At 63.6% G+C, this 18,449-nt stretch carries 22 protein-coding genes; 10 read left to right on the top strand and 12 right to left on the bottom strand.

The genetic code is table 11. The features are described from left to right. Positions 1-65: 65 nt before the first annotated feature. Entirely contained in the window at positions 66-1,328 is a 1,263-nt protein-coding gene (locus H7C86_RS04315) for an MFS transporter (protein WP_019747810.1), read from the bottom strand. Positions 1,329-1,421: 93 nt separating this feature from the next. Here H7C86_RS04315 and H7C86_RS04320 point away from each other — a divergent pair, with 93 nt between their 5' ends. Beyond that, positions 1,422-2,102, top strand: coding sequence for a FadR/GntR family transcriptional regulator (locus H7C86_RS04320; protein WP_020907120.1), 681 nt, complete (start codon positions 1,422-1,424; stop codon positions 2,100-2,102). On the opposite strand, the gene H7C86_RS04325 is transcribed toward H7C86_RS04320, so the two are convergent. Genes H7C86_RS04325 through H7C86_RS04335 form a run of 3 tightly spaced genes read right to left on the bottom strand, consistent with a single transcriptional unit; the run spans position 2,099 to position 5,280 of the window. Continuing rightward, a complete protein-coding gene (locus H7C86_RS04325) occupies positions 2,099-2,953 on the bottom strand; it encodes a TIGR02569 family protein (RefSeq protein ID WP_007731227.1) in 855 nt (284 codons plus the stop codon). The two genes, H7C86_RS04320 and H7C86_RS04325, sit on opposite strands and share 4 nt — an antisense overlap. Positions 2,954-2,998: 45 nt before the next feature. Next, the gene (gene moeZ / locus H7C86_RS04330; protein ID WP_019747808.1) at positions 2,999-4,186 is read right to left on the bottom strand and encodes an adenylyltransferase/sulfurtransferase MoeZ; all 1,188 of its coding nucleotides are present in this window, start codon (positions 4,184-4,186) and stop codon (positions 2,999-3,001) included. A gap of 47 nt (positions 4,187-4,233) precedes the next feature. Next, entirely contained in the window at positions 4,234-5,280 is a 1,047-nt protein-coding gene (locus tag H7C86_RS04335) for a DUF3152 domain-containing protein (protein ID WP_153212496.1), read from the bottom strand. 329 nt (positions 5,281-5,609) lie between these two features. Between H7C86_RS04335 and H7C86_RS04340 the strand changes: the two genes are divergently transcribed. Next, on the top strand, positions 5,610-6,281 hold the full coding sequence (locus H7C86_RS04340; protein WP_003942309.1) for a TetR/AcrR family transcriptional regulator: 672 nt from the start codon (positions 5,610-5,612) through the stop codon (positions 6,279-6,281). A gap of 69 nt (positions 6,282-6,350) precedes the next feature. Here the strand turns inward: H7C86_RS04340 and H7C86_RS04345 are convergent, their stop codons facing one another. Together H7C86_RS04345 and H7C86_RS04350 are read right to left on the bottom strand one after the other, a co-directional pair. Beyond that, on the bottom strand, positions 6,351-6,581 hold the full coding sequence (locus H7C86_RS04345; RefSeq protein ID WP_003942312.1) for a DUF3107 domain-containing protein: 231 nt from the start codon (positions 6,579-6,581) through the stop codon (positions 6,351-6,353). 107 nt (positions 6,582-6,688) lie between these two features. Further along, positions 6,689-7,384: a ferritin-like fold-containing protein gene (locus tag H7C86_RS04350; RefSeq protein WP_029255047.1), complete on the bottom strand. Its 696-nt coding sequence runs from the start codon at positions 7,382-7,384 to the stop codon at positions 6,689-6,691. Positions 7,385-7,784: 400 nt separating this feature from the next. Here H7C86_RS04350 and H7C86_RS04355 point away from each other — a divergent pair, with 400 nt between their 5' ends. Together H7C86_RS04355 and H7C86_RS04360 are read left to right on the top strand one after the other, a co-directional pair. Further along, entirely contained in the window at positions 7,785-9,389 is a 1,605-nt protein-coding gene (locus H7C86_RS04355) for a DEAD/DEAH box helicase (protein WP_029537929.1), read from the top strand. A 9-nt stretch (positions 9,390-9,398) separates the two neighbouring features. Continuing rightward, positions 9,399-10,601, top strand: coding sequence for a PQQ-binding-like beta-propeller repeat protein (locus tag H7C86_RS04360; protein ID WP_019747803.1), 1,203 nt, complete (start codon positions 9,399-9,401; stop codon positions 10,599-10,601). Positions 10,602-10,616: 15 nt separating this feature from the next. On the opposite strand, the gene H7C86_RS04365 is transcribed toward H7C86_RS04360, so the two are convergent. Continuing rightward, positions 10,617-11,414 carry a ParA family protein gene (locus tag H7C86_RS04365; protein WP_003940948.1) on the bottom strand — a complete coding sequence of 266 codons (798 nt, stop codon included), beginning with the start codon at positions 11,412-11,414 and terminating at the stop codon, positions 10,617-10,619. A 71-nt stretch (positions 11,415-11,485) separates the two neighbouring features. On the opposite strand from H7C86_RS04365, the gene H7C86_RS04370 reads away from it, so the two are divergent. Both H7C86_RS04370 and H7C86_RS04375 read left to right on the top strand, forming a co-directional pair. Further along, on the top strand, positions 11,486-12,109 hold the full coding sequence (locus tag H7C86_RS04370; protein WP_182261142.1) for an acid phosphatase: 624 nt from the start codon (positions 11,486-11,488) through the stop codon (positions 12,107-12,109). 17 nt (positions 12,110-12,126) lie between these two features. Then, complete coding sequence (locus H7C86_RS04375) at positions 12,127-12,606, top strand: GNAT family N-acetyltransferase (protein ID WP_003940724.1); 480 nt, start codon at positions 12,127-12,129, stop codon at positions 12,604-12,606. Between the two features lie 26 nt (positions 12,607-12,632). Here H7C86_RS04375 and H7C86_RS04380 read toward each other — a convergent pair whose 3' ends face one another. Beyond that, positions 12,633-13,103, bottom strand: coding sequence for a membrane protein (locus tag H7C86_RS04380; RefSeq protein WP_019747799.1), 471 nt, complete (start codon positions 13,101-13,103; stop codon positions 12,633-12,635). A 41-nt stretch (positions 13,104-13,144) separates the two neighbouring features. Here H7C86_RS04380 and H7C86_RS04385 point away from each other — a divergent pair, with 41 nt between their 5' ends. Together H7C86_RS04385 and H7C86_RS04390 are read left to right on the top strand one after the other, a co-directional pair. Continuing rightward, a complete protein-coding gene (locus H7C86_RS04385; protein ID WP_019747798.1) occupies positions 13,145-14,101 on the top strand; it encodes a diacylglycerol kinase family protein in 957 nt (318 codons plus the stop codon). A 255-nt stretch (positions 14,102-14,356) separates the two neighbouring features. Next, positions 14,357-14,611 carry a WhiB family transcriptional regulator gene (locus H7C86_RS04390; RefSeq protein ID WP_003940950.1) on the top strand — a complete coding sequence of 85 codons (255 nt, stop codon included), beginning with the start codon at positions 14,357-14,359 and terminating at the stop codon, positions 14,609-14,611. Between the two features lie 119 nt (positions 14,612-14,730). Here H7C86_RS04390 and H7C86_RS04395 read toward each other — a convergent pair whose 3' ends face one another. Continuing rightward, positions 14,731-16,233, bottom strand: coding sequence for a sensor histidine kinase (locus tag H7C86_RS04395; RefSeq protein WP_019747797.1), 1,503 nt, complete (start codon positions 16,231-16,233; stop codon positions 14,731-14,733). Positions 16,234-16,241: 8 nt separating this feature from the next. Next, positions 16,242-16,457 (bottom strand): biotin/lipoyl-binding carrier protein, encoded by a 216-nt coding sequence (locus tag H7C86_RS04400; protein WP_007731208.1) that lies wholly within the window; start codon positions 16,455-16,457, stop codon positions 16,242-16,244. Between the two features lie 136 nt (positions 16,458-16,593). Here H7C86_RS04400 and H7C86_RS37920 point away from each other — a divergent pair, with 136 nt between their 5' ends. After that, positions 16,594-16,668 carry a 50S ribosomal protein bL37 gene (locus H7C86_RS37920; protein WP_022597109.1) on the top strand — a complete coding sequence of 25 codons (75 nt, stop codon included), beginning with the start codon at positions 16,594-16,596 and terminating at the stop codon, positions 16,666-16,668. Positions 16,669-16,770: 102 nt separating this feature from the next. On the opposite strand, the gene rsrA is transcribed toward H7C86_RS37920, so the two are convergent. Further along, complete coding sequence (rsrA, locus tag H7C86_RS04405; RefSeq protein ID WP_003940722.1) at positions 16,771-17,052, bottom strand: mycothiol system anti-sigma-R factor; 282 nt, start codon at positions 17,050-17,052, stop codon at positions 16,771-16,773. Next, positions 17,049-17,747 (bottom strand): sigma-70 family RNA polymerase sigma factor, encoded by a 699-nt coding sequence (locus H7C86_RS04410; RefSeq protein WP_019747795.1) that lies wholly within the window; start codon positions 17,745-17,747, stop codon positions 17,049-17,051. The genes rsrA and H7C86_RS04410 overlap by 4 nt, the downstream gene beginning before the upstream one ends. A gap of 207 nt (positions 17,748-17,954) precedes the next feature. Between H7C86_RS04410 and ybaK the strand changes: the two genes are divergently transcribed. Next, positions 17,955-18,449 carry a Cys-tRNA(Pro) deacylase gene (gene ybaK, locus H7C86_RS04415; protein ID WP_019747794.1) on the top strand — a complete coding sequence of 165 codons (495 nt, stop codon included), beginning with the start codon at positions 17,955-17,957 and terminating at the stop codon, positions 18,447-18,449.

Below are 18,449 nucleotides of genomic sequence, written 5' to 3' on the forward strand. Positions count from 1 at the left end.
CCGGTGCTGCGTGCGATGACCGCGAAGTCAATTGATCCTCACCCGGTAACAAGACCGGGTGTGAGCTAGTTTTTCGCAGGTGCGTGCCAGGAATCCTCGAGCATCCGAGGCTTGCATGCCTGGTAGGCGCCCAGGAGCACCACGATCACCGCGACGACGAGCAGGCCGAACGGCGCAGCGTATCCACCGGACACGTCGTGGAAAACGCCGAACAGGAGCGGACCGAGGCAGGCAACGGAGTAGCCGATGCCCTGGGTGAAGCCGGACAGTGCCGAGGAACCGATGTGCGAACGAGTACGCAGGTTGATCAGCGTGAGCGACATCGGGAACGTGCTCGGACCGAGGCCCAGGACGACAACCCACACGACCGGCGCCGCCATCGGGGCAAAGTACAGCCCGCCCATGCCGACCAGGTAGCAGACGGCACACGCGATCACGACAGGGAAGGGATTGGCCATGCGGGCGCACAGGGTCGGCGCACCGAACGCCGCGACGAGCCCGATCACCGAGAACATTCCGACCATCGTTCCGCCGAACGCATCACTGGCTCCGGCGTCGCGAAGGATCGAGGGAATCCACGTGAACATCGAATACGTGATCAGTGAGGTCATGCCGAACATGCCGGCCATCCCCCAGGCCACGGGAGAACGCCAGACCTGACCGCGTGGCTGTTCTGCCACTGCCGCAACCGAATCCGATGCATTCTCGACGGACCCGGCTTCGTTCGCGCGAGCTTTGCGCGAGCGAGCGAGGGTGATCAACCACGGCACTGCTGCGGCGAAGCCGAAGGCGGACCACCAGCCGATCGAGAACCGCCACCCGAAGGCGTCGGCAACCGGGACTGCGACGAACGCCGGAACGATGGTGCCGATCTGCACGGCCACGATGTAGACCGAACTCATGGTGGCGAGGCGATCCGAGAAGTACCGCTTGACCAACGGCGGGATCACGACATTGCCGATTCCCATGCCTGCCAGTGCCAGAGCTGAGAGGGCCAGCAACGACCATGTCTGAGACATCATGGCGCGCAACAGCATTCCGACGCCGGCCATGAGCATCGCGACGAGGGCCGTTCGCTCGAGCCCGATACGTTTCGCGATGGCGGGAGTGATGAGACCGAAGATGGCGAACATTGCGGTCGGAACCATGCCGAAGACACCGACGATCGAGGCGGAGAAGCCGATCTCGTCGCGAATCTCGGCCGCCAAGGGCGAGAACGAGGTCACCGCAAGTCGAAGTACGAGCGCAGACATCGCAATCGCTGCGAAGACGAGCACACGGCCTTGTATCAACGAGCGGGTTTCGGTTCTCTCCAGTTGAGCAGTCACCGGCAAATCATAGGATGACCGGACGAACTCGCACAAGCGCGGTAATCTAACGTCACATTCACACCACTTACCCGGATCCGAGGAAACAACCACGTGCAACCCGTTCGACGCGCAAGTCTCATCTCGCAGGTCACCGAACAACTCCGCAACGAGATCCGGAGCGGAACCTGGCCGATCGGTTCCAAAATCCCCACCGAACCGGAACTGTCGGAGCTGACCGGGACCGGTCGCAATACCGTGCGCGAGGCGGTCCAGGCGCTCGTTCACGCCGGAATGCTGGAACGTCGTCAGGGATCGGGCACCTACGTCGTTGCTGTCTCCGACCTCGGTGGCACTCTCGGCAACTACTTTGCCGGCGCCCACCAACGGGATGTACTCGAACTTCGGCGCGCACTCGACATCACCGCGGCCACCCTCGCCGCCGCACGGCGAACCGAAGACGACATCGCCGAACTGACGCGACTACTCGAGCTTCGAACCGCGTCATGGGAGGGTCAGGACATCGACGCTGCCACCACCGCGGACGTCGCCCTGCACCGAGCAATCGTCGCGGCCAGCCACAACGAGGTCTACCTGGAGTTCTACGACTCCCTGCTCCCGGTCATCGAGACCACGATCCAACAGCACATCGATGCAACCGGCGAAGGATTCCACTCGCAGCACGCGAACCTCGTCAACGCTGTCGTCGACGGAAACACCGTGGCCGCCTCGAACGCCGCACGCGAGCTGTTCGAGGGCCTGGTCTCGGACTTCGGTACCGGCGCCCCGATCTAGAGCAGCAAGCGCACGATGTCGGAAGTACGGGCCAACCCCGGGAACGCGTCCGCCGTCGAGCGGGGATGCAGAACATGAACTGCCAAGCGGAACATCACCGCACGTAGAAGCATCTGCGGCCACTCGGGAAGGTCTTCCCACCGGCCGACCAGTGCCTCGTCGGCACCGCCCCACGAGATCGCGTCGACCACAGCGACGGCAGCGGCCCACGCAGCCGGTCGCCAATACGGCGTGATGTCGGTGATTCCGGGGGCCATACTGCCCGAGAACAGCACCGTCCCGAACAGATCGCCGTGCACGAGCTGGTCCGGGCTCTGCACCGGCTTCCGCAAAGTAGCGAGCCCGGCAATCAGTTCCAGACTTTTGCGACCGTCAGGAGTGGGCGTCTCGAGTTGCTCGACGCCCTTCGCGATCCTCAGCGGAACCGTTTCCCATGCCGCGCGATCAGCGGCGACGAATACGTCGACCTCGGCCCACGGCGGCACCGGCGGTTGTGCAAGGAAGCGCGGGCGCTCGAGCGAGGCCGTCGCCGCATGCAGTCGGCAGGACATCGAGACCACTTCGTCGTGACGTGGTTCCGGCGATCCGACGATGAATGTGTCAGCGCGCCAGCCCGAGACGACGTAACGACCGTCAGTCGAACGCACCGGTCGAGCCAGCCGAACGCCGTCGACTTCGAGGTTCTCTCGCACCTTCGCCGACCACGCTGCGCGGGCATGATCCGCGACTGCTGAAAGGACGACGTCTCCACACAGCCACCCGCCGTCCCAATCCGCACCGAGTGGGATGGGATCGACTTCACGGAGGCCGAAGGTGGAGCACACGTGCTGGGGAGGTTGGCCTGTGCTCACACCCCAACGCTACCGGTGCGCGGCGCCGCCTCCCGCGAGGCGCGCCTAGTAGACCGGCAGACTCGCATCCACCTGGTTCGCCCAGGCGATCGCGCCGCCTTGAACATGAACTGCGTCGGAGAAACCGGCGTTCTTGAGAAAGGCCAGTGCCTCGGCCGAACGAATGCCGGTTTTGCAGTACAGAACTATCTGCTTGTTCTGCGGCAACGTCGCCAGAGCTTCACCGGAAAGGATGCGGTCCTTCGGGATCAGCACCGCCCCCGGCAGATGCATGATGTCCCATTCAACCGGTTCTCGTACGTCTACCAGCTCGATCGATCGTCCCTCGCCGATCATGGCCTCCAGCTCCGGCGCCGTGATCGTCGAGCCGACAGCAGCAGCGCTCGCCTCTTCGGACACGACACCGCAGAACGCGTCGTAGTCGATCAAGGCGGTGACCGGCACGCGGGTCGGATCACGCTGAAGGCGGATCGTCCGGAACGTCATCGCAAGAGCGTCGTAGATCATCAGGCGCCCGAGAAGCGGTTCGCCGATCCCTGTGATGAGCTTGACCGCCTCGGTCGCCATGATCGAACCGACGGTCGCAGGCAGGACTCCGAGCACACCACCCTCGGCGCACGAGGGGACCATGCCGGGCGGCGGCGCCTCCGGGTAAAGATCGCGATAATTCAGTCCCGCGCCGTCCGGGGCGTCTTCCCAGAAGACCGAGACCTGCCCTTCGAAGCGGTAGATCGAGCCCCACACGTACGGCTTTCCGGCGATGACGGCGGCATCGTTGACGAGGTACCGCGTCGCGAAGTTGTCCGTACCGTCCAGGATCAGGTCGTACTCCGAGAACAGTTCGACGGCGTTGGAGTTGTCCAGGCGGAATTCGTGCAACCGGACGTCGACGTGCTCGTTTATCTCGAGAATCGACTCCTTCGCGCTGACCGCCTTCGGGCGTCCGACGTCGGAGCGTCCGTGAATCACCTGACGCTGCAGGTTCGACATGTCGACCTCGTCGAACTCGACGATCCCGATGGTGCCCACTCCTGCGGCCGCGAGATAGAGCAGTGCAGGCGAACCCAATCCACCGGCGCCGATGAACAGGACTCGCGCATTCTTGAGCCGCTTCTGGCCGGTCATGCCCACGTTCGGGATGATCAGGTGCCGGCTGTATCTGGCAACTTCCTCCCGGCTCAACTCGGCTGCCGGCTCCACCAGTGGTGGCAATACGACGGGTGTTGCAGACACCGCAAAACACTCCTAGTTCAAGACGAGATCAGGGATTCTCGATCCGGTCACGCTCGGGGGTACGGCCACGGATTGAAGCGGCACGTGAGTCCGTTCATCGGAACGACGCCCTCGGGATCAAGCCTAGCGATGTCGTTGTTCGCGGTTCCGAAGGTCTGCTGCATCATGATCGGTGCGAGTCCGCCTTCGGTCTCGCACGGCTGATGAGCGGCGTATCCGATGGCATGGCCGACCTCGTGATTGATCTGATACTGCCGATACGAACCAATGTCACCCTGGAACGAAATGGCGCCTCGCACCCATCGCGGTTCGTTGAGCAGGACTCGGTCCATGCTCGGGTTGTAGCAGGATCCTTCGAGTTCGATCTCGTATCCGCAGCCTTCACGGATAGTCATCTGCGAGGTCAAGGAGATCCGGAAGTCCGGCTCGCCCGCGTCGACGCGCCGGAACGCGACCTTGGGATCATTGGTCCAACTCTTCGGATTTGCCAGCGTCTGATCGACCATGCGTCCGTACGATTCGTCACCGCCGAAACCGGTCGTGTCGACGCCGTCCTCGATCTCGACCGTGTACGTGAACTCGCGTTCGGTTCCCTGTCCGACCTTGCCCGTCGTACCCGGTACGACGTGCCACGTTCCGCCGCCCGCGACGGTGAACGGGCCACCGTCGGGGAGAGCGCCGGACGGTATCGACGACGCAAAGGTTCCGTCTCCGGCCGGCGGCGCACCGATGACGTCGGTTCCGTCGGTGCTGTGTGCGAGGTCGGCAGTGGCCGACGTCTTGCTCGCGGTGTCTGTGGCGTCCGGACGTACTGCATCGACGATCACGAGGATGGTGAGCACCACGAGAACCGGAATCGCGTAGGCCCGCCAACCGTATGTCGAGACGAAGCGCCCGAGCTTGCTCTGCTTTCGCGCTGCCCGGTCCGGCCGCGGATTACGCGGGGTTCGGCCCACTTCTCGTTTGGTCGGATCCCACTGGGCACGCAAGGGCTGATGGGAGGAAATGCCGCGATAGTCGCGTTCGCCGTAGGCACGATCATCCGGCACCTCTGGCCGACGTTCGTCGCGGGGCGCTCCAGTTCCGCTACGCATTCGACGTTCCTCACGTTCAGGGTTCTGCGTAGTTCGTCCACGCATGCGCGGTCCCCCTGGGTCAGTCACGTCGTCCAGAATCTCACACACGGCAAGTCGCTCGCCCGGGCTGACCGAAACATGCTGGTCCTGGCGTGTCATGGCAACCCGTCCTGTAACGAGAAAGACCGCTGGTCTCGCTCACCGAGGCACGCGCGACTCGCCCGGGCGACACACGGTATCGTTCATTCGGCTACGACCGGTGTGACGGAGGATACTGGCGGGTACGCACACGCGACTCGCGGATCCGCGCGCCGACCGAATTTACTTTTGCTCAGATTGGAAGCGACATGACAGAACTCGCGGATCGGACAGACTCCGATCGCGGTACAACGGCTGGCAAGCCTGCCGGAACACGTCGCAGCACCCGACTCCCCCGCGATGCGCGCCGCCTCCAGCTCCTCGCGGCTGCAAGTGAGGTATTCGTCGCGAACGGGTACCACTCGGCCGGCATGGACGAGATCGCCGAGTGTGCCGGTGTCAGCAAGCCAGTCCTGTACCAACACTTTCCAGGCAAGCTCGAACTGTATGTCGCAGTCCTGCAGAGTTATGTCGACAGCCTCATCTCGGGCGTACGCCAGGCCCTGCGATCGACGACGGACAACAAACAGCGTGTCCGCGCCGCAGTCCAGGCGTTCTTCGACTTCGTCGACAACGACTCGCAGGGCTTCCGCCTGGTGTTCGAGTCCGACATCATGGGCGAACCTCAGGTCCAGACACGCGTCGAACAAGCCACCGAAGCCTGCGTCGACGCCGTGTTCGACCTGGTCAGTCAGGATTCCGGACTCGATCCGTACCGCGCGCGCATTCTTGCCGTCGGTCTGGTCGGTGCCAGCCAGTTCACGGCGCGGTACTGGCTCGAAGCCGCGCGGCCGATCCCCAAGGAAGAGGCCGTGGAAATCACCGTGACACTGGCGTGGGGCGGTCTCTCACACGTGCCGCTGCAGGCCGAAACCAAGTAACCGGAACCCGAACGAGAATGGGCGGGCAGTCTCACGACTGCCCGCCCATTCTGCTGTTACAGCTACGCGTCAGACGGTAGGCGCGAATCCGACCTTGCGGATATCGGACGGACCGATCTCCACGTACGCCACACGAGAAGCCTGCACCAGGAACTTGCGGCCCTTGTCGTCGACGAGAGCCAGAACCGGCTCGCGGCCACCGAGGACAGCCGCGACCAGTGTCTCGACCTCGTCAGGGGTCTGTTCGCTGTTGACGATGAGCTCACGCGGGCTGTCGATTACACCGATCTTGACCTCCACGGTCAACCTCCGAACTGTTCGTGAATTACATCCGTTGTCGACGCAAGGCTAATGCAGCAGCGACCGCCCACGCTCCTCTGCACGCTGTGCCCAGAGCGAACAGGCACCTAGACGAGTCCGAGAATCGCCATCCGCTCGGCGTGCTTTGCCTGCATACCGTCGAACAACGCGACAACTCCGTTGAGGTCACCCGAGGCCGAGATCACCAGATCCGTGAGGTCCTCACGCTGCGCCAGCACGAACTGCGCCTGCGTGATTGCTTCACCCAGAAGACGGCGTCCCCACAGCATCAGCCGGTCCTTGGCGCGGGTGCTGGCCTCCACTGCTGCCTTCACCTCGAGCACCACGAACTCCGAGTGGCCCGTCTGGGACAGCACGTCCTCGACGATCTCGGCGACATCCGCCGGGAGGGAGTGCCCGATCTCGCGGTAGAAATCGGCAGCGATTCCGTCGCCGACGTACGCCTTCACGAGCGATTCCAGCCACGTCGACGGTGTCGTCGACGCGTGATAGTTGTCGAGAGCACGAACGAACGGGTCCATGACGGCAAAGATCTCGTGGCCACGTTCCGTCAGCGCCGTTTCCAGAGTCTCGAAGTGGTCCATCTCGGCGGCGGCCATGCTGGCGAACGCCACCTTGCCTCGCAGGTCCGGTGCCATTTGTGCGTCCTCCGCCAACCGGTAGAACGCCGAAATCTCGCCATAGGCAAGAACGGCAAACAAATCGATCACGCCGGGGTGATCGGAAGCGACTCGGCCTCCGGTTCCAGCGTCCGTCGAAGCATCAAGATCGTGTGCGCCCATGACTACGAACTGTAGTGCTTCGACGGCCGACGCGACCGCCAAGGACCGCATGTCCGATTCGGTGATCTTCGACATGTCATCGCGAGGGGCGGACAACGTGCAGCTACAATGGTCTTGGGAGTTCGCCAGTTCCCCCGGCTCTTATGGTTAGCCGGGACGGCTGCTTTAGGTCAGCCGACACGACTGTGCTCACGCGGACCCCACCGATAATGTGCGCGCACCTGCATCGACGGTTGTTGCCCGCTTCGCCGAGATCTCCGGACGGTTCGAATTCGTCCGAGTGGAATTCAGTGCTGAGGCGTAGGCATGACCGAAGAAAAAGAGGGCATCGACATCGGCCGATTTACGGCCTGGCCCCTTACCTTGTGCGTGCGTACCGCCACGAGGAAAGGCTAGTCCCCTGAGCAAGATCACTGTCGACCACGAAGACGAAGCAACCGAGAACACCGTTTCCGTCCAGCTCGACGACACCCATGTACCCCCGAGCTTCGCCGAACTCGGTGTCCGCGACGAAATCGTCCGCGCACTGAACGAGATCGGCATCGAGCGCACCTTCGCCATCCAGGAACTCACCCTTCCGTTGGCTCTCGCCGGTGACGACCTCATCGGTCAGGCCCGCACCGGAATGGGCAAGACCTTCGGTTTCGGCGTCCCGCTCCTGCATCGCATCGTCACCGCCGAGAACGGCACGGCTGTCCTCGACGGCACGCCTCGCGCTCTGATCATCGTTCCCACCCGCGAACTGTGCATCCAGGTCGCTCGCGACCTCGAGAACGCCAGCAAGTACCTCCGAGTCGGCGACCGAGGTCTCCAGGTTCTGCCCATCTACGGCGGTCGGCCGTACGAGGCGCAGATCTCGGCACTGCAGAAGGGCGTCGACGTTGTCGTCGGCACCCCGGGTCGCCTGCTCGACCTGGCCAACCAGTCGCACCTGATCCTGGGCAAAGTGGGCGTTCTCGTCCTCGACGAGGCCGACGAAATGCTCGACCTCGGATTCCTCCCCGACATCGAACGCCTCATGGGCATGGTCCCCGACAAGCGTCAGACGATGCTCTTCTCCGCCACGATGCCCGGCCCGATCATCACCCTGGCTCGCACCTTCCTGACGCAGCCGACGCACATCCGCGCCGAGGAAGCCGAATCCTCCGCAGTGCACGACCGCACGAGCCAGCACATCTACCGTGCGCACGCTCTCGACAAGGCCGAGATGGTCGCCCGTGTTCTGCAGGCCGAAGGCCGCGGCGCGACGATGATCTTCACCCGCACCAAGCGCACAGCCCAGAAAGTCGCCGACGATCTCGCCGAGCGCGGTTTCTCCGTCGGTGCCGTCCACGGTGACCTCGGACAGATTGCCCGCGAGAAGGCCCTGAAGGGCTTCCGCAACGGCAAGGTCGACGTGCTGGTCGCCACCGACGTCGCCGCACGCGGCATCGACATCGACGATGTCACCCACGTCATCAACTACCAGTGCCCCGAGGACGAGAAGACCTACGTCCACCGCATCGGTCGTACCGGCCGCGCCGGACGCACCGGCATCGCTGTCACGCTGGTCGACTGGGACGACATTCCTCGCTGGCAGCTCATCGACAAGGCACTGAGCCTCGGAATCCCCGATCCGGTCGAGACGTACTCGAGCTCGCCGCACCTCTACGAAGAGCTGTCGATTCCGGCCGATGCCAAGGGCACTGTTCGCAAGGCCAAGCCCGCCCCTGAGAAGGCTGCAACCGACAAGGCGGCAACGGACAAAGCAGACGCGCCGAAGACGGCTGACGCCGACGGCAACGAAGAGAAGGCCGCGCCTCGTCGCAACCGGACTCGCCGCCGTACCCGCGCCGGTGCTTCGACCGACGCCGCGACGTCCACCACCGCCGGCGCCACCACAGCTCCCCCTTCGGCACCGGCTGCAACCGCTACCGAGAACTCGGACGAAGACGGAGCGGCCAAGCCGCGTCGCCGTCGGCGTCGTCGCCCCGCGGCTTCCGCGACGGCAGGCGCCGCAGAGTAAGCTGCCGATGTGCTGGCTCCCGAAAGGCGTACTCGCTCAGATGTGATCGGTGCGCTGGCAATCGCGCTGGCCGTAATCGTGGCGGTGACCGTGGTGTGGTTGCGCAGTGATGCGCGCGGAACCACCTCGGTCACCGCCGAATCTCCACTCCCACCTCTGTCGACGTCGGTGTTGTTACCCGACATCCTGAAGCAGATGTGGGAATCTCCCAGTGCCGACTCGACGGCACCGATCACCGTCGGAAATGCCGTCGTCACCGCCGACGGTTCCGACGTGATCGGCCGCGACCCGGCAACAGGCGAAGAAGTGTGGCGATACGCGCGCAACATTCCCCTGTGCGGTGCGATCGGTTCGTGGGATCGCGTCGTCAGCGTCTATCAGGACAATCGCGGTTGCTCTCAGGTCACGTCACTGGTCGCCGACACCGGCGCCCGAAAGGACCAGCGCAACAGCGACGCCGATTCCGCGGTCAGTTTGTCGGCGGACGGCACCTATCTGATCTCACGCGGCAGTGAGCGAATGGAACTGTGGCGCTCGGACCTCGTCCGAACTCTCGAGTACGGCCGGGTCGACGCGAAGGTCAATCCGAACAAGCAACCCCGCACCGGATGCACACTGCTCGACGCTGCGTCGAGCGCCAACCGAGTCTCGGTACTCGAGCGTTGCCCGGGTGAAGCCTCCAACAGGTTGACGGTGATGAACCCCGCACCGAAGGACGCCCAGGAACCCGAAGAATACGGATCATCGATTCTCCTCGGCTCCGAAGGCGCCCGCCTTCTTGCCGTGGCCGGCGAGAAGACGGCGGTCTACCTCCCTGCCGCCAACGGAACCGCTTCTCGCATCACCATTTTCGACGGAACCGGCAATCCGATCGTCGACTATCCGATCGAGGGAGCGGTGACCGAAGGGGCCCGCACCCACGCCGACAAGGCTTCGATCACGTGGTGGACCGGCTCTCAGACGGTCAACCTCCGCCTGAGCGACCTGGCTCCGACGTGGATCGTCAACGGAACGTCAGGGCCCGGAAGCATGGTCGCCGGTCAGATGCTCATCCCCGTTCCGGGCGGCATTGCAGCCGTCAGCCCGTCGGACGGAGCGGTGCAGCGCATGATCGCAGTCGACCGCGGTGAGACGACGACGCCGATCGTGCTCGCCAGTGCGGGCGAGACGATTCTGGAACAGCGCGGCGATACCTTGTTTGCGCTGCGCTAGAAGCTCTCGCCTTCCTCAGAGCGCCAGTTCCGGCGCGAAAGTCACGACTTCATTTCCAGCCCAATGCTTTACGAGATTGTCGGCGAGTTCTCGATAGGCATCCGCGCCCTTGTTCTTTCGCCCGGCAAGGACCGTCGCGCCGGAAGCAGAGGCCTCGGCGAACTTGACGGTGCGTGGAATCGGAGGCGCCAGAACGGCGAGGGAGTAGCGGTCACTGACGTCAGCGAGTACGTCGCGACTGTGCGTGGTTCGAGCGTCGTACAGAGTCGGAAGTGCGCCGAGCAGAACAAGATCCGGGTTGGTGATGGCTTGGACTTCACGAACCGTACGCAGCAACTGTCCGACGCCGCGGTGTGCGAGGGTTTCGCATTGCAGTGGAACCAGAACCGACTGCGCCGCAGTCAATCCGTTGAGTGTGAGCACACCCAACGACGGTGGGCAGTCGATGATGATGACGTCGTAAGAACCCAGGAGCGGAGACAGCGCCCGCTTGAGCGCGAACTCTCGACCGGGTCGCATCAGGAGCAGCGCTTCGGCGCCGGCGAGATCGATGGTGGCCGGCAGGAGATCCATACCGTCGTCCGTTTTCAGCACGGCGTCGACCGCGTCGAGATCACCCGCCAGGACCTCGTTGACCGAACGCTCGAGGCGATCCGGGTTGTGTCCGAGCGAGAACGTCAGGCAGCCCTGCGGGTCGAGATCCACCACCAGAACTCGTTGTCCGAGCGCGGACAAAGCCGCACCGAGAGAAGCGACGGTAGTGGTTTTAGCCACGCCGCCCTTTTGATTCGCCACTGCGAGAACCGTCGTCACACGTAGATCCTTGCGCACTTCGCGCCAGGAGGCGAGCTACACACGCGAGGCAGCCTGCAATGATGGTCGACATGACCTCCCAGTCCGCCCCCTCGTCGATCCCCCTCGGTGCTCGCGTCGTACTCATGCGCCACGGTGAAACCGAGTGGGCACGCACCGGGAAACACACGGGCCGGACCGAGGTTCCGCTGACTCCGCTCGGCGAGATGCAGGCAACCGCGACCGGAAATCGCTTGCGAACCCTCGACCTCCGGAACCCCATGATTCTGACGAGTCCGCGGCTGCGCGCACAGTTGACGGGTGATCTCGCCGGCCTGCCGGAAGAGCGAACCTGGGTTGCACTTTCCGAATGGGACTACGGCGACTACGAAGGCCTCACGACGCCCGAGATCCGCGCAACGGTGCCCGATTGGACCGTCTGGACACACCCGTGCCCCGGCGGCGAGCAGACCGATCAGATCCATGCCCGCACCGACATGGTGCTGTCGATGGTGCGTTCGCAGCTACCCGAGCGGGACGTGATCCTGATCGGGCACGGCCACTTCTCACGCGCGCTCATCGCCCGCTGGCTCGAGCTCCCGGTCACCGAAGGAAAGCGTTTCGCGTTGTTCCCGGGCGCTTACACGGTTCTCGGTTACGAGCACGGCGCCAGCCACCTCGTCCATCACAACGTGCCGCCGCTCGTGGAGGCTTGAGGCTTAAGATTCTCCCCATGATCCGACGCGCCACGCCCGCAGACGTCCAGCCGATCACCGACATGATCTACGAGTTGGCGGACTACCAGAAGGCCCTCGACGAGTGCACCGTGAAGGCGGAACAGATCGGCGAGGCATTGTTCGGGCCGGCCGCGACGGCCTTCGCGCACGTCGCTGTGAATTCGGCTGACGACGTCGTCGGCATGGCGCTGTGGTTCCGCAATTTCTCCACGTGGGACGGCGCCCACGGCATCTACCTCGAAGACCTGTACGTCAAGCCCAGCCAGCGCGGATCAGGCCACGGAAAGGCTCTTCTGGCCGCGCTCGCCAAGGAGTGCACCGACAACGACTACACCCGGCTGTCCTGGTCGGTGCTCAACTGGAACACCCCCTCGATCAAGTTCTACGAGTCACTCGGTGCCGACGCGAAGACGGAGTGGACCACGTATCGCCTGACCGGCACCCACCTCGGGGCTCTTGCCGCCGAAGCCGAGTAGGACTGAAGCAGGGTAGGCGTTCCGCCCTACTTGTCCCGCGGCTCTTCGGTCTCGTCCGGGCGTCCCTCTTCCGGCGACACCTCGTCTGCGTACGCTCCGTACTCCGCTGCCATCCATCGAGACGTCGGAGCCGAGAACAGGCAGCCCAGAGCGCCGAGAACGACGACACCCAGAACGATGCCGAGCGGCACCTGATGCGAATCGGTCAGGAGCGACCAGGCGACCGGCAGGAGCAGCAACTGCGCGACGACGGCGATTGCCCGGCCCCACCGGCGGCCCGTCAGCAAAGCGATACCGGCAGCCAACACCGCGCCGCCGAGGATCGCGACCCAGGCGGCAAATCCGTATCCGTTGGTGACGCTCTGATCGTGACCGGTCGCGCCGCGAATCACTGCGACGATCGCGAACCCGGCGGCAACCAGCCCTTGCAGCGTCACGAGGGCACCTGCCCATGTGACTGTCTTGGGCAGGGCGTTCGGACTGGCGGTATTCGGCACGAGGCCAGCCTAGAACACGACACCGGATAGGCTCATGCCCCGTGCGCGCACTGCTGATCGTCAACCCCAATGCCACCTCCACCACTGCTGCCGGTCGTGACCTGTTGGCACACGCCCTCGAGAGTCGGGTGCGACTTACTGTGGCGCACACCACACATCGGGGACACGCCGCCGAACTGGCGCGCGAAGCCCACGAAGACGGCTTCGGCTCGGTGATCGTCCACGGCGGCGACGGAACGGTCAACGAAGTGGTCAACGGACTGCTCGGGTCACCGCATCCGGCGTCGATGAAATCGGTTCCGGTCGGTCCGATCCCGACGATCGCTGTCGTCCCGGGAGGCTCGGCAAACGTTTTCGCGCGCTCACTCGGTATTGCCGCCGACCCGATCGACGCCACAAACCAACTCGTCGATCTACTCTCGGAACGAACGAGACGCCGAATCGGGCTCGCACACTGCGACAACCGTTGGTTCACGTTCAACGCCGGAATGGGCCTCGACGCCGATGTATGCGAGGCCGTCGACGCCAGCCGTAAGAACGGTGACGCCGCCACACCCGCCCGGTATGTCCGAACCGCAATCGCGGCGTTCTTCCGTGCCAAGCGAGCCGAGCCCGCCCTGACAGTCCACCTCCCCGATCAGGATCCCGTCTCCGGAGTCCACTACGCGTTCGTGTCGAACTCGAGCCCGTGGACATATCTGGAAGAGCGTCCCGTACACACCAATCCGGGAACGACCTTCGACAGTGGACTCGGCATCTTCGCCATGACGAGCACCAAAGTCCTACCGTCTCTGCGGGTTGTGCGACAGCTCCTCGCACGCGGCGCAGAACCGAAATCGAAGGTCCTTCTACGCACCGACGACGTCCCGACAATCACCATCGAATCGTCGCGACCGATCGGACTGCAGATGGACGGCGACTACATCGGACTTCGCGAAAAAGTCGAATTCACCTCGGTCCCGGATGCACTGGAAGTGTTCGCACCGATTCCGACGTGAGTCAGGCAACACGTTTGACCTGCAAAAACTCTGGTGCCGAATAGTCGAAATCGGGTAAAATGCCGGTGACGCCCAGGTGGCCGTCAGGTGTGTCACAAATTAGTGAGTTGGCCCACGAACCCGTTCAAACCTATTGACATACCGCGAGTTCGTGAAAGCATTCACAAGTAACAGTGCGGAAACATTGATGACGCACACACAAACTCATTGGTACCAAATGGTGTGAATACACACCCAATTAAGGAGCGAAAAAAGATGGACTGGCGCCACAACGCAATCTGTCGCGACGAGGATCCCGAACTGTTCTTCCCGGTGGGAAACAGTGGACCGGCCCTCGCTCAGATCGCTGATGCCAAGGTTGTCTGCAACCGCTGCCCCGTCACCGCCGAGTGCCTGTCCTGGGCTCTCGAGTCCGGTCAGGATGCAGGCGTCTGGGGCGGAATGAGCGAAGACGAGCGTCGCGCACTCAAGCGTCGTAACGCACGTACCCGTGCACGCACTTCCGTCTAGGTAGAACCGAGACGTTCGACTCGCGGCGGAGAACAGCCCCTCCGCACAGTCGAAGACGACAGCCCGACACCACATGGTGTCGGGCTTTTTGTCTGCTCGAATCGCTAACGCTGCTCGAATCAGTAACGCGCAGTGCGTCTACCGAGCGGCACACGCAGAACCGCGTCGGTGCCGCCACCGCTTCCCGGGTGCAGTCCGAGCGAGCCACCGAGTTCGGCGCCCAGCAAAGTCCGCACGATCTGGAGTCCGAGCCGATCGGACTTCTCGAGGTCGAAGTTCTCCGGCAGGCCGCGCCCGTTGTCGTGGATGATCACGTCCAACCAGCGCGCAGAACGCTCGGCGCTGAGTGTGACCGTGCCGGTCACTCCCGGATCGAAAGCGTGCTCGATCGCGTTCTGCACCAACTCCGTCAGCACCATGACCAGCGGGGTGGCGCGCTCGGCGGAGAACACTCCGAAACTGCCCTCACGCCGAATCGCCACCGGCACACCCACTCCCGCGACATCTGAGAGCATGGGAACCAACCGGTCGATCACCTCGTCGAGATCCACCTCTTCGTCCACCGACATCGACAAGGTGTCGTGAACGAGGGCGATGGACGTCACGCGCCTCACCGACTCTGTCAACGCCTGTCGCGCTTCGTCGTTGCCGGTTCGCCTGGCCTGTAGACGCAGAAGCGCCGCGACGGTTTGCAGGTTGTTCTTCACTCGATGGTGAATCTCGCGGATGGTTGCGTCCTTGCTCAGGAGAGCGCGATCACGACGCTTGACCTCGGTGACGTCGCGGACGACGACCGCCGCACCGACATGCCGGCCGCCCGGCTTGAGAACCAGGGCTCGCAGCAGAACGGTCGCCCCGCGCGCCTCGATCTCCATACGGCGACCGGGCTTGTCCGCCAACGTATCTCGGATGTATCCCGCAGCTTCCTGAGACTCGAACGGGTCGGTGACCAACGAACGGGTCAACGCCGCGAGGTCTTGGCCCACCAGATCCGAACTCAGACCCATCCGGTGATAGGCCGAGAGCGCGTTCGGGCTGGCATAGACGACGGTGCCTTCGGTATCGAGACGGATGAAGCCGTCGCCCGCACGTGGGCTCGAGTTCGTGTCGGAGCGCGATTCTCGGATCGGGAAGGTTCCGTCGCTGATCATCTGACACAGGTCTTCGGCGCAATCGAGATACGCGAGCTCGAGCGGACTCTGCGCTCGCTGGTGCGACAGGTTGGTGTCGCGGCTCAGAACCGCGATGACTCGCCCGTCCAGACGCACCGGAACGGCTTCCCGACGCGGCGGCATTCCTTCACGCCACGTCTCGTCTTCCCCGCGCACGACGCGGCCCTCGACGAGAGCGCGAAGAACCTGCGGGTGCTCGGACTCGGAAACGACCGTTCCGACCGCGTCCTCCGGAAAAGCCGTCGATGCCGTTGTCGGCCGGCAATGCGCGACGCAGATGACCGTCCCCTCGGATCGGTTCTTCTCCGATTCGGTGCCCACCCACAGGAGAACGTCGGCAAAGGAGAGGTCGGCGAGCAGTTGCCACTCCCCCACGACGCGCTGGAGATGGTCGACCGCCGCACCGGGAAGATCGGTGTGTTCGGCGAGGAGGTCACTGAGAGTGGACATCGTCCGGCTTAGGAGATCACGGCGATCAGATCGCCTTGCTGAATCACGTCGCCGACCTTGACGCCCACCGTCGTCACCGTTCCCGGAACCTCGGCCAGGACGGGAATCTCCATCTTCATGGATTCGAGGATGACCAGGGTGTCGCCGTCCGCAACGACGTCTCCCTCGCTCACGACGACCTGGTAGACCGTCGAAACCATCTCGGCGCGCACGTCTTCTGCCATCGTGAACCTCACTTCTGTCGGAACTGCACTCTGACCACGAAAATACGTCGACGGATCACTCGATCGACCTGCCAATGGAACCACACCGGCATCGGCGTGAAACAATGACGCGAAAGAAACAGAAGGGAGACCAATCATGGGTAAGCGTGGTCGTAAGAAGCGCAGCCGTAAGGGCAACGCCGCTAACCATGGCAAGCGTCCAAACGCCTGACATGTAGCGCAACAAAACGTCCGAGGGGCGGGGAAGCATTGCTTCCCCGCCCCTCGGCGTTACTGCCTTCCGACTGCTGCCGCTCAGATCTTCGCTGACGGGTTAGCTGTCGGTTTCGGTAGTCGTTATGACGATGGTCCGACGCAACTCGACGGTGAGCCGCTGACGCAGGCTTTCCGGCGCGTGATCTCCACCGCACTTACGGTTGATCAGGCTCTTGACCTTCTCCTCGATCCCGTAGGCCTCGAGGCACGATCCACAATCGTCGATATGACGCTGCAGGCGAGCACGACTTGAATCGTCGCATTCACCGTCGAGCATCAACCAGACGTCGGCGATGACTGCCGAGCAGTCGAGCCTTTCGAATTCGTCCTGCTCACTCATCGTGTGACACCTTCCGTCTCGGTGGCTGCGACTGTGGCTGTGTCGACCGCGCCGTCCCGATTGAATCCCCGGTCTTTTGCGACATCGGCCAAAAGACCACGCAATTGCTTGCGACCACGGTGCAGTCGCGACATCACCGTTCCGATGGGTGTGCCCATGATCTCCGCGATCTCCTTGTACGGGAATCCTTCGACATCGGCGTAGTACACGGCCATACGGAATTCCTCGGGAAGCGACTGCAGCGCCGCCTTGATGTCATCGTCAGGCAACGCGTCGAGCGCCTCCACCTCGGCCGATCGCAGCCCCGTCGAGGTGTGCTCGGCGGTGGCAGCCAACTGCCAGTCGGTGATCTCGTCCGTCGGATACTGCGCGGGTTGGCGCTGCTTCTTGCGGTACGAGTTGATGTAGGTGTTCGTGAGAATCCGGTACAGCCAGGCTTTCAGGTTGGTACCGGCACGGAACGAACGGAAAGCGGTGTACGCCTTGACGTACGTCTCCTGCACGAGATCCTCGGCATCAGCCGGATTCCGCGTCATGCGCAGGGCAGCGCCGTACAACTGGTCGAGCAGCGGGAGCGCGTCGCGCTCGAACCGGGCAATCAACTCATCCGCAGTTTCGGGCGTTTCGGACACAGCGCCGTCGATAGGTTCAGTTACCCCTGACGGTTCGTCCTTGGGCCGGTCGTGTTCCAGCACTCTGATCCCTTCACTAGCCGTAGGGATCAAGGTTACCGCCAACTGAAGATCCGACCCACGGGCCGGTGGTGGCTCACACACAGCCAGCACGGTCGCTCCTTCGCTTCTCGGGACAAGTTTCATCAACTGGTACCAACACGGGAGTCTGCGACTCTGTTCCCGGCCTGGTCGGATGTACCTGTCGGCGATCCACATAGGGTGTTCCTCATGGCCGGAACAGCGACCCCTGCGACCGTACTTCTCGACAAGTCGAAGACACCGCACCGCGTTCACAGCTACGACCACGATCCTCGCGCCGAATCGTTCGGCGACGAGGCGGTCACTGCACTGGCCGAGTTGGTAGGAGTCGAGGCCGCACAGATCTTCAAGACCTTGGTCGTCAAACTCGACACCGGCAAGCTCGCCGTCGCGGTCCTGCCGGTCCCGAACAAGCTCTCGCTCAAAGCCGCAGCCGCTGCCCTCGGTGCAAGCAAAGCCGTCATGGCCGATCGCGCCGAAGCCGAGCGCTCGAGCGGCTACGTCTTCGGCGGTATCTCACCGCTCGGCCAACGCAAGAAACTGCCGACCGTGATCGATGCGTCGGCGCTCGACTGGGACCGCATTCTCTGCAGCGCCGGACGGCGCGGGCTCGAGATCGAGCTGGCTCCGACGGACCTCGCGCAGTTGAGTGGCGCGGTCACGGCGCAAATCACGGCGGGCTGA

The organism is Rhodococcus sp. UFZ-B548 (assembly GCF_903819475.1).
Taxonomy (GTDB): domain Bacteria; phylum Actinomycetota; class Actinomycetes; order Mycobacteriales; family Mycobacteriaceae; genus Rhodococcus_F; species Rhodococcus_F erythropolis.